Here is a 14,029-nt window from a genome sequence, read left to right as displayed (position 1 = left end):
TCGGGGAGCGAAGCGCGGTTAGAAAGCGTAGTTCAGGCCAATGCCCGGAATCACGATGTTGGTTTTGTAAGTACCGGCAATGCGGTCGGTGGTGCCGTTGTTGAGCAGTTCCTGCTGGGTTTCGGTACGCTTGCGGATGCTCACGTACTGGGTTGAAATATCAACGCCAAACTTGCCGAAGCTGTAGGAAGCGCCCACGGTACCGCTAATACGGTCATTGTCGGGAGTTTCGGGGGTGAGGTAGCCCTCCGGTACGGGCGTCTGGTCGTAGGCGCCGCCGGCGCGCACGGTCAGGCCGCTGGTGAGCTTGTACTGCCCGCCGAGGCGGAAAGTCAGGGCATCCTGGTAGTAGCGTTTCGATTCGCTGAACGTTTGCCCATTGATCTGCTGATCGAAGTTAAAGCGCAGCACGCGGTACTTGCTCCACTGCGCCAGGCTGGCATCAAAGCCGATGGTCAGGTTTTCAGTGGGCGTGATGCCGATACCGATGCTGGTAGTGGCAATCAGGGGCAGGGTAGCGCCGAACTTGGTGGCCTGGAAGCGCGAGCTGAACGCGGCCGGAACGTTGGTGAACGTCACGTCGCCGTCCTTCACTACCGCATCAATTTTGGAGCGGTAGTTCAGGCCAATGGAAAGCTTATCGGAGGGGCGCAGCATGATGCCGGCGTTGAAGCCGAACTTGGTTTCGGCTTTGCCGTCTAGCTCAATATGGCCGTAGGAGTCGGGCAGAGGAATATCGCGCTGCAGGTTTACCGAGCCTTGGGCCAGAATTACCAGGCCCGCCCCGATGCTCAGGTGGTCAGTAATGGCGTAGCTGACGGTAGGCTGCACGAATATCGATTTCAGGTCAATGTCGGTGAGGGAAGTGCGACCTTCCCAGCCCTCGGCGTACTGCAGCTTGCTGCCGAAGGGTGTGTACACCGCAATACCGGCCCGCCACTTGCCCTCCGTGGGGCCAAAGCCGGCGTAGAGGTTCAGGGGGGTAGTAACGGAGTTGCGCAGCTGGCGCTGCTGGGTGCCGCCTTCGGCCACGAAAGCATTGCGGGCCAGGGTCGCATTCACCCCAACCTGCACGCCCCGATCTTTCACAAACGCCAGGGCGCCCGGGTTGTAGAACATGGCCGCCTGATCCAGCGACAAGCCTACGCCCACGCCGCCCATACCGTTATTCTTCTGGCCGGCCAGGGTTACCTGGTAGCCACCCGCCGAAGCTGCCGTACCCGAAAGCAGCGCCCCTCCCGCGAGGAGTAAAGATTTTAAATTCATACGAAGAGATGAGTGAGAATTTGGGGGTTTATGGCCTAAATGTAGCGAGAAAAACGAAGTTTAGTCGGCTTGCCGATCAAACTTGAAAGCAGGATTCCGCCGCTGCCAATGCCTTTTTCCGTTCCGCCCAACATCCGTTGCGTTTCTCCACCCCTCAGTGGCCGGGTAGCGCTACCCCGGAGGTGGCCCGGCTACCACTTCCCGCGAAAGTAAATCCAGCTGCTGGCCGGCTACCAGCAGGTGTACCCGCAGGTTTTGGGCCCCAATCGGCTCGCCGCGGCCTACCTGGCCCAGGTTGCTGCCGTGCAGGTGGCGGCCATCCACTACCATCACTACCCCGTCGCCGAATACTTCGGCGTAGCGCCCCCCCCGGATAATCACGCCGGTTTCCTCGGCCAGGCCCACGCCCAGGCACATGGGATGCACCAGCAGGGCGTGCGCCAGTCGCCCAAACCGCCCCCGCTCCACAAAGTGCTGGTCAATGAGCAGGCGGGGCAGCAGGCCCAGGCCGGCGCTGGTTTGGGTGCCGCCCTTGCGCAGGGCCCGCCAGCCGTAGCCCTGCACTACCATGTACTCGGGCATCACGGCGGCCCCGGCGCTGGTGCCGGCAATAATAAAACTGGCCTCCTGCTGGTACCGCTCGTGCAGAATGCGCACGAACTCCGTGCCCAGCAGAAAATCGGTGATGCGCTCCTGGTCGCCGCCCGAGAAAAACACGAGGCCCGCCCGGCGCAGGCGACGCAGGGTATCGGGGGCGTCCGGGGGGTGATGCTCACTGATGCGCAGGTGTCGGGCGCCGGTGCAGCCCAGCTCCCGCAGGGCGCGCTCGTAGGCCCGGCCCGAGCGGGTATCGTCGCGGGAGGCGACGGTGATAATCTCTACGGGAGTGTCGGCCTCGGGCAGCAGGTCGCAGAGCAGCACGAGCATCGCATCATCATCGCCCCCACCAAGGGCAACAAGCGTACCGAGGGGTAGGGTAGCAGATGAATGGGGCATAGGCAGGCAGAAGAAAGTGGGCCGAAAGTAGCAAGGAACCCACCGCAAGGAACTGCCCGGCGCCGGCGAAGGTTACGGACGAGCTTGGATTACGGGCAACTGAGCCGGCCCGGGGCCGGGCCAACCGTCCGGCCCGGGGCCGGCGTACGTACGGTTGGCGGCCCCGATAAATATCCGCCGGCTGCTACCATACGGGCCCGGAAAAGGCTACTTTTGCGCGCCGGTTCGGCGCTTCTCACCAATTCCTTCTGCCTAGCGAAAAACACCCCCTCTTGCCGTTCATGAATCAGCACCCGACTACCGAACATATCACGTCCCTGATTCAGGAGGGCGAGTTTTTTAAGCTCAAGGAAGTACTCAAGCGCTTTGAGCCCAACGAGGTGGTGGAGCTGCTGGAACAGGAAGAGGAGCGCGAGCAGCTGATTATTTTTCGGCTGCTGCCCCTGAGCCTGGCTACGGAGGTATTTGAATACCTCGACCTCGACATTCAGAAGCACTTTCTGGCCAACCTGAGCCAGGATAAAATTGCCGACATTCTGAATGAAATGTCGCCCGACGACCGGACGGCCCTGCTGGAGTTTCTGCCCGATGAGCTGGTGCGGGAGCTGATTCAGACCCTCTCGGAGCCGGAGCGCCGCGTCACGCTGGAGCTGCTGGGCTACCCCGAGTACTCGGTGGGCCGCCTGATGACGCCCGACTACATTGCCATTCGCGAGAACTGGACGGTGCAGCAGGTGCTGGATTACATCCGCCGCCACGGCGGGCAGTCGGAAACGTTGAGCGTGATGTACGTGACCGACGAGCGGGGCGTGCTCCTGGACGACATCCGCATCCGGGAGTTTCTGCTGGCCGATCCGCAGCGGCGCGTGGGCGAGCTGATGGACCGCCGCTTCGTGAAGCTCAGCACGATGCAGGACCAGGAAGAAGCCATTGACGTGTTCCGCAAAAACGACCGGGTAGCCCTACCCGTCGTGAACGACGAAGGCGTGCTGTTCGGCATCGTGACCATTGATGATATTCTCGACATCCGGGAGGAAGAAGACACCGAGGACATTCAGAAGCTGGGCGGCTCCGAGGCGCTGGATGAGCCCTATCTGGCTACTTCCATCTGGGGCATGGTAAAAAAGCGGGCGGGCTGGCTGGTGATTCTGCTGCTGGGCGAAATGCTGACCACCTCGGCCATGCACCACTTCGAGGACGACTTGCAGAAGGCCGCCGTACTGGGCTTGTTTATCCCGCTGATTATTTCGGCGGGCGGCAACGCCGGCTCCCAGGCCACTTCCCTGATTATCCGGGCCATGAGCCTGGGCGAGTTTACCCTCTCCGACTGGTGGCTGGTCATGCGCCGGGAGCTGCTCTCGGGCCTGCTGCTGGGCGGTATTCTGGGGGTAGTCGGCTCGTTGCGGATTGTGTTGTGGGCCACGGCCATTGACCCCGGCTACTTTGGGCCGTACTGGCGGCTGATTGCCGTGACGGTGGGCTTCTCGCTGCTGGGCATCGTGCTGTGGGGGGCGCTGTCGGGGGCTATGCTACCCATGCTGCTCAAGCGCCTGGGCCTGGACCCGGCCACGGCCTCGGCCCCGTTCGTGGCTACTCTGGTGGATGTTACCGGCCTTATCATTTACTTTTCCGTGGCCACGTTTGTCCTGAGCGGCACCCTGCTCTAAACTTGGCGTATAGCTACTTCCTATGCGCCTCTCACTGTTCTGTGCTCTTCTCGGAACCGGGTTACTGACCGGGTGCGCAGCCGTGGGGCACCTGCCTACCCTGGAGCCCGGCGACTACCAGCTGTTCCAGACCGACGACCCCATCCTGGCCGCTGCCGCAGGCCAGGAGCGCGCCTTTTACGTGGAGCAGGCCCACGATTCGTTGCTGTTCGTTTCGCAGACCGAAACGCAGGCTACCCCCCAGCGCTTCAGCTACGGCCTTCACCGGGGGCACCACGTCATCCTGCTCGACCGAAAGTTCGACCTCGATGTTTTCACGATTCCCTTCAAGGCCCGGCTGCCGCAGGGGCCGGTGCCGGTGCAGCTCAACACCAACTTCAACGCGGCGCTTTACTTCGGCCGGCGGCTTGATTTTTACCACGTCAATAGCCGGAGCTTGCTGGCGGGCCGGCAGGAGCCGCAAATCCGGACGGTGGGCCTGGGCTACGGGGTATTCACGGGCCTGGGTTCCACCATCATCAACCCCGATGTAACCCGCCAGCAAACCCAAGTGGCGGAGTACGAGGGCTTCGTGGTGCACGCCGGGGCCGCCGCCATTTATGATGCCCGCATCTTTAACCTGGGCCTAGCCGTAGGCGCCGACCAGCTGCTGGGCCCCGATGGCCGCCACTGGATTTACCAGCGCAAGCCCTGGTTTGGCGTGCTGTTCGGGCTGGATTTAAACTAAGCCAGGGCCAACAAGCGGCGCAAGCGTCCATTGGCTCCGACGCTAGGGCCGCGCCGGAGCCAATGGACGCTTGCGCCGCCGGGGCCGTTTCCGCCTACCCCCTCCACCGCACCAAACCCTTCCGGCAGCAGTCAGCAACAAAACCGGTCGGATGGCTGCGCCCTCGGACCGGAACGCCCGCGCCACGAAGAATTACTAAAAATCGACCCGGCCGCGGTTGGCTTTCTTGTCGCCGTGCTTCTTTTTGGATTCCAGGCGCTGGCGCACGGCGCCCTGGCTGGGTCGGGTAGCTTTGCGGGCTTTGGGCTTGTGCAGGGCCTTCTGCAGGGTTTCGTAGAACTTGCGCAGGGCCGTTTCCTTGTTGCGCAGCTGGCTGCGGTCTTCTTGGGCGGCTACCAGCAGCTCGCCCTCGGAGGTGAGCCGGGAAGCCAGCTTCTGGAGCAGCGTCTGCTTCTGCTCGTCGGTGAGAAGCAGAGAGTCCGGAATGCGGAAACGCAGTTCCACGCGTGATTCCACCTTGTTTACGTTCTGGCCGCCGGGGCCGCTGCTGCGGCTGGTCTGGAAGGAAAGCTCGGGCAGGAAGGCATCGGGGGGCGGCAGCATTGGCGAAGATGTCAGGGGTAGGAAACTGGAGCAAACGGATGGTTTAGCTGGTGGTTTCAGCCGCAAAATGCAGCATTTTCCAGAGCTGCCAGCCCAGGAGTACGGTGCGCAGGGTCCAGGCTAGGGTGCGGGGCCAGTTGGTGCGCACCAGCCCGTCAATGGCCACGTAGTCGTAGCCCTCGGCCAGGCGGTTATGAAAGGGCACCGAAACAAAGAACGTAGCCGCCCACACCAGCAGCACCAGCGCCAGCTGCCACCAGCGGCACAGGCCCAGCTCGTGGCCCTGCCAGGCCAGGGCCAGAGCCAGCAGCAGCTCCAGCACCATAGGGCCCATTACCAGCCAGCTGATGCGCCGGGAGTGCTGCTGATGAAACGCCGTGAAGCCGGCCCGGTCGGCTTGGGCAAAGCCGGGGTAGTGCACCAGCTGCACCGTCCAGATAACGCCGGTGAGGTAGCTGGCCAGCACAAAATTGAGCAGGAGTAACTGAGGCAGATTCATTGGCAGGCAACGGCGAGAAGGAACGGCTGTCTTTGCGCCTACGTGAACCGGCCGGTTCGCGCTACATTCGCCTACCTCTTACTGCTCATTTCTCTTTTGCATGACCTTCTCCCCTTCTCTGCGGCCCTGGCTGCTGGCCGCGCCCCTGCTGGGCCTGGCCTTTGGGGCCTGCCAATCCGGCGGCACCTCAGCCTCCAACCAGCCTGACCTGCTGACGGCCAACCTCGACACGACCGTGCGGCCCGGCGACGATTTCTACTCCTACGCCAACGGCACCTGGTTTAAGCAGCACCCCATTCCGGCCTCGGAAAGCAACTGGGGCATTGGCAAGGAGGTGCAGAACGAGATATACGCCCGCCTGCGCAAGCTCAACGAGGAAGCCGCCGGTGCGAAGGCCACCCCCGGCTCGGTACAGCAGAAAATCGGCGACTTCTGGGCCGCGGGTATGGACAGCACGGGCATCAACAAGCAAGGCGTGGCGCCGCTGAAAGCCGAGCTGGCGCGCATTCAGGCCATGCAGTCCCTGGCCGATGTGCAGGCCGCCATTGCCCACCTGCAAACCATGGGGGTGAATGCGCTTATCGGGCCCTACGTGGGGCAGGATGCCAAGAACAGCGAGAAAATGGCGCTGCAGCTGTGGCAATCGGGCCTGGGCCTCCCCAACCGCGACTATTACTTCAACAAGGACGCCCGCACCAAAAACATCCGGCAGGAGTACAGCAACCACTTGGTGAAGATGTTCACGCTGCTGGGCCAGGACGCCGCTACTGCCCAGGCCAGTGCGGGCCGGGTTGTGCAGCTGGAAACCAAGCTGGCCGCCTCTTCGCGCAAACTGGAAGCCCTGCGCGACCCGTACGCCAACTACAACAAAATGGCCGTTTCGGGGCTTGACAAGCTCACGCCCGGCGTCAGCTGGAAACCCTGGCTGGCGCAGATGGAGCTGGGCCGGGCCGATACGGTTATTGTGGGCCAGCCGGAGTTCTACCGCGAAGCCGGCCGCCTGCTCACCTCGGCCCCCCTCGACGACTGGAAAGCCTACCTGCAGTGGCAACTGGTGCACGCCTTTGCCCCCACCCTCAGCCAAGATTTCGATAACGAGAACTTCCGCTTTTACGGCACCATTCTGCAGGGCGCCAAGCAGCAGCGCCCCCGCTGGAAGCGCGTGCTGGATGCCGAGGAAAACGCCATGGGCGAGGCCCTGGGCCAGCTGTTCGTGAAAGAATACTTCACCCCCGAAACCAAGGCCCGCTACGAGAAGCTCACCGAAAACGTGGTGGCTTCCTTCCGGGACCATATCAACGCCCTGGACTGGATGAGCGACTCTACCAAGCAAAAAGCCCTGGTGAAGCTCGCCAAAATCACGCGCAAGGTAGGCTACCCCGACAAGTGGAAGGACTACTCCAGCCTGCAGATTGACCGCAGCTCCTACGCTCAGAATGTGATGCGCGCCAACCTCTGGGCCTACCGCTACAACATCAATAAGCTAGGCAAGCCCGTGGACCGCACCGAGTGGGGCATGACCCCGCAGACGTACAACGCCTACTACAACCCCAGCAACAACGAAATTGTGCTGCCGGCGGCCATTTTCGCCATTCCGGGCCTGATGGACGCCAACGCCGACGATGCCATTATTTACGGCTACGCCGGGGCCAGCACCATCGGCCACGAGCTAACCCACGGCTTCGACGACGAGGGCAGCCAGTTTGACGACAAAGGCAACCTGCGCAACTGGTGGACCAAGAAAGACCGGCAGCTGTTTCAGCAGCGCGTAAACGGCATTGTGCGCCAGTTCAACGACTACACTGTGCTGGATTCTTTGCACATCAACGGCAAGGCCACGGCCGGCGAGAACATTGCCGACCTGGGCGGCATCGTCATTGCCCTGGATGCTTTCAAGAAAACCGAGCAGTACAAGAAGGGCGAGAAGATTGGAGGCCTCACGCCCCTGCAGCGCTACTTCCTGGGCTACGCCCTGGGTTGGCAGACCACCCAGCGCGACGAGCGGCTGGCCCAAGCCATTCTCACCGATGTGCACTCGCCGGCTCAGTTCCGCATCAACGGCCCCTTCGCCGATGTGCCGGAGTTCTACGAGGCCTTCGGGGTGAAACCCGGCGACAAGCTCTACCGCCCCGATTCCGCGCGGGTCAAAATCTGGTAAACGCTACCATTGCTGTTGTCTGAAAAAGCCTTCTGCGCTATGCAGAAGGCTTTTTTAATAGGGACTAAGGTGGAGTGGCTTTGTGCGCTGATACACCTTGTAAGCTATATATTCAAAACACACAATTCTTTTGACACCCAACAGGCTGAAAAGGGCCGCGACCCTATATCTATATGATTCATAATCAATAAATTATTCATTAATTTAATTTATTTAATATTCTCTTGCAAAGGAAGGCAACGGTTGAGAATTTAACGTCATCTTACTGCCTGACTGTTCCACCTTAACCTGCCTGTTCGTATGAAAATTCTTCGCTTACTCGTGCCGGGGCTGCTTGTGGCCGTGCTGCTCTTATCGGCCTTCCGGGTTTCTGCTTCGCATGAAGTTCGTTCCGTGGGCGCTTTTACCTCGGTGGGGTTGGGCGGCTCTATGCGGGTAGTACTCCGCCAGGGCAGCCCCCAGAAAGTGGAAGTGGAAGGCGACGCCACCGACCTGGCCCACCTCGAAACCGTAGTAACCAACGGCAAGCTGCGCATCAACACCAAGAAAGAGGGCTATTTCAGCTCCTACAGCTACAAAGGCAACGTGACTGTGTACGTGACTATGCCCACCATTAAGGGGCTGGCCGTAGGCGGCTCGGGCAGCATCCGGGCCGCCGACCCCATTAAAGCCGACAACCTCGACCTGTCGGTGAGCGGCTCGGGCAGCATTCAGCTTAGCAGCGTTACGGCCAACAAAATCGACTCGTCGTTGTCGGGCTCAGGTAGTATTCAGGCGGCCGGGGTAGCCCCCAGCCACGCTATCAGCGTGAGTGGCTCGGGGGCGTGCAGGCCACCAAGCTTCAAAGCAAGACGTGCAGCGTGAGCATCAGCGGCTCGGGCAACTGCCGGGTGCAGGCCACGGAGCGGCTGGAGGCCAGCATCGTTGGTTCCGGCGACGTATTCGTGACCGGCAACCCGCAGGTGAAAAGCTCGGTGGTAGGCAGCGGCCGGGTGCACCGCGAATAAGGCCGCACCGGCGGCACTGCTCTTTTTTACCACGCAAAGCCCCGGCTACCTGAGATGGTGGCCGGGGCTTTGCGTGGTAAAAAAGAGCAGTGAACGAACTGTCCTGGAGCATTGCTGGTCTGCCCGGTGGCCAGGCCAGGTGCTTGTTACTGAATATCCAGCCGCTGCGTAATGGTGCCCTGCGCGGAGGTAAGCCGAACCAGATAAACGCCAGAACGCAACTGCCGGGTAGCAAAAGAGTGTTCCTGCACCAGGGCAGCGGGCAGCTGCTGGCTGTACACAAGGCGGCCGGTAAGGTCCAGCACTTGCAGCTGGGCCGCAACCGCCGTGGCCTGTTCCAGCCGCACCGTGCACGAGCCGGTGGCGGTTGGGTTCGGGAATACGGCCAGTTGCACCTCTTTCGTGGCAGCATTCCAGCGCACGGATACTACGTCGGAGAGGTGGGTGGTGCCGTCCGTGTCCTGCTGGCGCAGGCGGTAGTAGCTCAGGCCACTGAAGGGGGCGCGGTCGGTGAAAGAATAGGACTGCCGACGCTGCGAGTTGCCGGCGGCGGCCAAGCGGCCCACGGCTTCAAACACCTGCCCGTTGGCCGAGCGCTCCACAATAAAAGCGGCGCTGTTGAGCTCCACTGAGGTTTCCCAGCTGGCTACTACCCCCGCCTTAGTGGCCTGAGCCCCGAAGTAGGTAAGCGTAACGGGCAGCGGCGAGTTGGAGGAAGTAGTGCACAGCCCCCCGGCCGGCACCAGCCGCCGGCTTACGTTGGCATCGGTGCTTTGGTACTCCAGGCGCAGAATGTTCAGCCCGCCGCCGTTGCCGTAGAGCAGCAGCATATCGTGCAGGCCGGCCGTGAGAGTAATATTGCCCGATACGGTGGTTTCCTGGTGGCGGCCGCCGTTGTTGATCAGGGCTGAGGCTACGGTGGGGGTAGTAGCCAGGGCCGCGCCATCCAGCCACAGGTAGGAGGCATCGTCGGAGGTGAGGTAGAAGGTGTAGGTGCCGGTGGCTGGTATCAGAATGCGGCCCCGCAGGCGGGCACTGAACTCATCGGGCTGCTGGCCGCTGCCGACCACGGCTACCTGGCTGAGGTCGCCCCAGCTTTGGCTGGCACCAAAATCAACCAGCTGGGTAGCCTGGGTCCGCTTCGGGGTAGTGGTAGCAAAAAAACTGGCGTCGTCGTTGAAATAGCCTGGGAAAAGCTCAGCGAACAGGCCCGAGGAAGCTACCGTACCGCTGCCGTCAAGACCCGAGCAGCCAAGGGGCGGCCGGGCGGCTACGGTAAGCGCCAGAACCTGCGTGAACACCACGGTGCCACCCGAGTTACGCACGGCCACATCCAAGCTGTAGTCTCCCTCGGCTACCTCGGGCCCTACCAAAATCTGACCCGTGGCAGAATTGATGGTAATGCCGGCCGGCAGCGCAGCCGCGTTGGCCAGCCGGTACTCGGCCACGGCCGAGGCGCTGGTGGCCGTAGGAGCCGCTGATACGGTGGTGGTGCCCACGGTGGCCCGCATGGTGTTGGTGGCGTAAGCCAGGGCCGTTGCCAGCGGCAGCAGGGGCTGCGTAGAGGAGCAGAACATGCTGCCGGGCACTACGGTGCGGGCAATGCCCAGCTCCGGGCTGGCGTACTCCAGCACCAGGCCATTATCAACCCCGTCGTCGCCGTAGAGTAGGGCCAGGTTGTGCAGGCCGGCGTTCAGCTTCAGGGTAACAGCAATGGTCTGGAAGAGGTGGTAGCCCCCGTTATTGATGGTGGCATCGGCCAGGACCAGGGGCGAGGCCAGCGCCGCGTTATCCAGCCAGAGGTAGGCGGCATCATCGGCGGTGAGGTAGAACGTGTACGTACCCGTAGCGGCCAGGTACAGGCTACCGCGCTGGCGCAGGCTGAACTTATCGGGGTTGGCGCGGGTGCCACCAAGAGCAGTACCCAACAGGCTGCCGAAGCTATTATCGTTGGGAAAGTCAATGGCCAAATCCGTGCGCACCAGGCCAGGCGTGCGGCCGCTGAAAAAGGTGGGGTCATCGGCAAAGTAGCCGCCAAAATACTCGGCATACAGGCCCGCCGAGGCTGGCTGCCCACCCGGGTCCGACCCGCCGCAGCCGCCGGGCAGCGGCGGGGTTACCAGAAACCGGAAAACGTTGCGGAACATAGCCGTGCCTACCCCATTCGTGACGGCTACATCCACGTCGTAAGTGCCGGGGGCTACGGCCGCGCTGGCCGTCAGCACGCCGCTGGCCTGGTTGATGCTAATGCCACCGGGCAGTTCGGCCGCGTTGGCAATGGCGTAGCCGGTAACGGCGGCCCCGCCGGTTTGCACGGTGGGGGCGGCGGAGCTACGGGCCGTGCCGGTGGGCAGGGCCTGCGCCGCCGGCGCGTAGGCAAGGGCCTGGGGAACCAGGGCCGCCGCGCCCAGGGCCGTGCACAGCGCCGAAGCGGGCACTACCTGCCGGGCAACTCCTGGCCCTTCATACTCCCACACCAGCGTGTTGTTGCAACAATCGTCGCCGTAGAGCAGTTGCACGCTGTGGTAGCCCGCCGAAAGAGTAAGCGTGGCCGTGCGCGTCACGGGCTGGTGCGTGCCGCCGTTGCTGATCAGGGCCGCGGTCAGGTCGGGCGACACGGTCCGGGCGGCCCCATCCAGCCACAGGTAGGAGGCATCGTCGGAGGTGAGGTAGAAGGTGTAGGTGCCGGCCGTGGCAATGTTCAGGCTACCACGCAGGCGCAGGCTGAACCGGTCAGCATCCTCGGCCGTGCCTTCCGAAATCGGGCGCAGGTCGCCGAAGTCGGCGCTGGTCGGGAAGTTCACCTGGCTTTCTACCCGGCTCAGCTGGGGTGGGTTAGCGTTGTCGGCGAAGAACCCGACGTCATCGGCAAAGTACCCACCGAAGTACTCGGCGTACAGGCCATTCCCTGCCGGCTGACCGCCCGGGTTCGTCCCGGAGCAGCTTTGCGCCTGAGCTTGGCTATGAACGGTGCCCAGCAGACATAATCCGCCCAGCAGAACGCCAGCCCAGCTCCGCAACGATGAAGTGGAAATTTTTTTCATCCTATGCAGATTATATATAATGAATTCAGTACAACTCAGATAATAAAGATAAGGATATGTGATTTTATTGCAACATTTTAATTTTATATTGTATTAATCAGGAAAGAGCGATAGAACTATTCCAAGCCATTCTGCCTTCGATAATCAGCTTAAAACCCCACGCATAACCTGTTAGGCCCACAAGCGGCCGAAGGATAACGCCAAAATTTTTTTAGCCCTTACAGCCTGAAACTTACCGCAAAGCCATTAGAATTTTGCTATATTCAGTATTTTTTCAGCTGCCTGTCCTGGTTAGGATTAGCTTGTAATAACAGCAGCGCCGGCTTCCCTCCAAGCGGGGAAGCCGGCGCTGATGCTGCCTGTCAGCCAAGGGAGCGGGGTCAGAAGTCGAACAGGCCTCTGCGGGGGCTGCTTTTTGGCTTCGACTTCTTCTTATCTTTTTCGCCATCAAAGAGGCCGTCGAACAAGCCGGTAGTTTTCTCTTTTACAAAAACATAGCGCACTGAAAAAGCCGTGGGAAAGCGGGCCCAGTCGTTGGAGTTGAACTCGACGGTAGGCTTGAAATCCAGGCTCAGCACGACGGGGGTAAACGCAATTTTATACTCTACCCCCGCCAGCGCATCGAGGCCGCCAAAGCCGCCGGTGTCTTTGTGGGTGCCCAGGTGGCCCCCCGCCCCGAAGTAGTAGTTCAGGCTGGGCCCCAGAATCCCGAAGTGCCGCTCCGCCAGCACCGTGGCACTGACTTCGCGCGTGCCCACGAGGGCTAGTCCCTCCAGCGTAGTTTTGTCAAGAATCTTCTGCTGCACCGTGAGGCCATAGTTGTTTTTACCGAGGCGCAGGCCGGCGGCGGTGCGGTACTTTTGGGCGTGGGCCGGCAAAGCCAACGCAGCGGCAGCCAGCAGGCCGCCAGCCGGTAGCAGCCAGCCACGAAGGGGGAAACGGAATATCATAATATTATGGCTCAGGCTCTTAACCCGGACGGCCGGTACGCGTTCAACGAGGAAGATGGGCACAAAGTACGGGCCTCCCTGGCAAAGGACCGCAAACTTGCCCCGGCAAGGTGTACCTTGTCACCTTCTTTCTGCTTTGCTCCACCCTGCTTTCCTTCCCGTGTACATTCATCAGGTGGCGGCTTATCTGCCCGCCGAAGTTATTTCCAACGCTCATTTCACGCGACTTAACGGCCTTTCCCACGAGTGGATTACGGAACGCACCGGTATTCGGAACAGGCGCAAGGCTGGCCCCGGGGAAAACACCAACACCATGGCCCTGGAGGCTACCCGCCGGGTACTGGCCCAAACAACGGCCTTCCCGGCTGCTGAGGTGGATTTGATTGTAGGCGGCACTTATACCCCCCACGACACCATTTACACTGTGGCCCACGCCGTGCAGCGGGAACTCAACGTGTCGGATATTCCGGTGGTCAGCATCTCGTCGGCGTGCTCTTCATTGCTCAATGCCGTAGAAATCGTGGAGGGCTATTTCGCGCTGGGCAAAGCCCGCCGGGCTTTGGTAGTAGTAAGTGAGCACAACACGGCCTACAACAACGAACAGGACACCGTGGCCGGCCACCTCTGGGGCGACGGCGCCGCGGCCCTGCTCCTGACCGCCGACCGCCTCGCCCCCACCGACCTGCACGTGCGCTCCGTGCTCACGGGCGGGGCCGGCAACATTGGCAAAGCCGACCACTCCGTGACGCTCAAGCCCGTAGAAAAAGGCATTGTGATGCCCCACGGCAAAGACGTATTCCTGCACGCCTGCACCTACATGACGCGGGTAACCCAGCAGATTATGGAGCGCAGCCAGTTGGCAGTTGGTGATATTTCTTACCTGATTCCGCACCAGGCCAACCTGCGCATTACCAAAAACGTGCTCCAGCAGCTGGGCCTGAGCGAGGACCGGGCCGTATCCAACATTGAGGAGCTGGGCAACACCGGCTGCGCCGGGGCCGCCATTGCCCTGGCCGATACCTGGGCCCAACTGCAGCCCGGCAACAAGGTAGTCGTGACGGTATTTGGGGGCGGCTACTCCTACGGCGCCATGCTGCTGGAGCGCTAATCAC

Annotated in this window: 10 protein-coding genes and 1 pseudogene; 5 read left to right on the top strand and 6 right to left on the bottom strand. The window is 61.6% G+C overall.

The genetic code is table 11. The features are described 5' to 3' along the window. Positions 1-18: 18 nt before the first annotated feature. Both GGU46_RS14665 and GGU46_RS14660 read right to left on the bottom strand, forming a co-directional pair. Positions 19-1,266, bottom strand: coding sequence for an OmpP1/FadL family transporter (locus GGU46_RS14665; protein ID WP_139924852.1), 1,248 nt, complete (start codon positions 1,264-1,266; stop codon positions 19-21). Between the two features lie 171 nt (positions 1,267-1,437). Then, positions 1,438-2,262, bottom strand: a complete 825-nt coding sequence (locus tag GGU46_RS14660) for a cyanophycinase (protein WP_139924853.1) — start codon at positions 2,260-2,262, stop codon at positions 1,438-1,440. A 281-nt stretch (positions 2,263-2,543) separates the two neighbouring features. Between GGU46_RS14660 and mgtE the strand changes: the two genes are divergently transcribed. Both mgtE and GGU46_RS14650 read left to right on the top strand, forming a co-directional pair. After that, positions 2,544-3,929, top strand: a complete 1,386-nt coding sequence (mgtE, locus tag GGU46_RS14655) for a magnesium transporter (RefSeq protein WP_183404328.1) — start codon at positions 2,544-2,546, stop codon at positions 3,927-3,929. Between the two features lie 22 nt (positions 3,930-3,951). Then, positions 3,952-4,656, top strand: coding sequence for a hypothetical protein (locus GGU46_RS14650; protein ID WP_183404327.1), 705 nt, complete (start codon positions 3,952-3,954; stop codon positions 4,654-4,656). Positions 4,657-4,851: 195 nt separating this feature from the next. Here the strand turns inward: GGU46_RS14650 and arfB are convergent, their stop codons facing one another. Both arfB and GGU46_RS14640 read right to left on the bottom strand, forming a co-directional pair. After that, positions 4,852-5,259, bottom strand: a complete 408-nt coding sequence (gene arfB / locus GGU46_RS14645; RefSeq protein WP_183404326.1) for an alternative ribosome rescue aminoacyl-tRNA hydrolase ArfB — start codon at positions 5,257-5,259, stop codon at positions 4,852-4,854. A 43-nt stretch (positions 5,260-5,302) separates the two neighbouring features. Beyond that, entirely contained in the window at positions 5,303-5,758 is a 456-nt protein-coding gene (locus GGU46_RS14640; RefSeq protein WP_183404325.1) for a hypothetical protein, read from the bottom strand. A gap of 100 nt (positions 5,759-5,858) precedes the next feature. On the opposite strand from GGU46_RS14640, the gene GGU46_RS14635 reads away from it, so the two are divergent. After that, positions 5,859-7,916: a M13 family metallopeptidase gene (locus GGU46_RS14635; RefSeq protein WP_183404324.1), complete on the top strand. Its 2,058-nt coding sequence runs from the start codon at positions 5,859-5,861 to the stop codon at positions 7,914-7,916. A 300-nt stretch (positions 7,917-8,216) separates the two neighbouring features. Then, a pseudogene (locus GGU46_RS14630) lies at positions 8,217-8,923 on the top strand (head GIN domain-containing protein). A 146-nt stretch (positions 8,924-9,069) separates the two neighbouring features. On the opposite strand, the gene GGU46_RS14620 reads toward GGU46_RS14630, so the two are convergent. Both GGU46_RS14620 and GGU46_RS14615 read right to left on the bottom strand, forming a co-directional pair. After that, the gene (locus GGU46_RS14620) at positions 9,070-11,967 is read right to left on the bottom strand and encodes a PA14 domain-containing protein (protein ID WP_183404321.1); all 2,898 of its coding nucleotides are present in this window, start codon (positions 11,965-11,967) and stop codon (positions 9,070-9,072) included. A 380-nt stretch (positions 11,968-12,347) separates the two neighbouring features. After that, positions 12,348-12,917 carry a hypothetical protein gene (locus GGU46_RS14615; protein ID WP_183404320.1) on the bottom strand — a complete coding sequence of 190 codons (570 nt, stop codon included), beginning with the start codon at positions 12,915-12,917 and terminating at the stop codon, positions 12,348-12,350. 160 nt (positions 12,918-13,077) lie between these two features. On the opposite strand from GGU46_RS14615, the gene GGU46_RS14610 reads away from it, so the two are divergent. Further along, positions 13,078-14,025, top strand: a complete 948-nt coding sequence (locus GGU46_RS14610; RefSeq protein ID WP_183404515.1) for a 3-oxoacyl-ACP synthase III family protein — start codon at positions 13,078-13,080, stop codon at positions 14,023-14,025. The last annotated feature ends 4 nt before the right edge of the window (positions 14,026-14,029 follow it).

Origin of the sequence: Hymenobacter latericoloratus (assembly GCF_014199535.1) — a bacterium.
In the GTDB taxonomy this organism is placed as follows: domain Bacteria; phylum Bacteroidota; class Bacteroidia; order Cytophagales; family Hymenobacteraceae; genus Hymenobacter; species Hymenobacter latericoloratus.
Note: the sequence above shows the minus strand (reverse complement) of the source record. Positions and strands in the feature narration are given on the sequence as shown.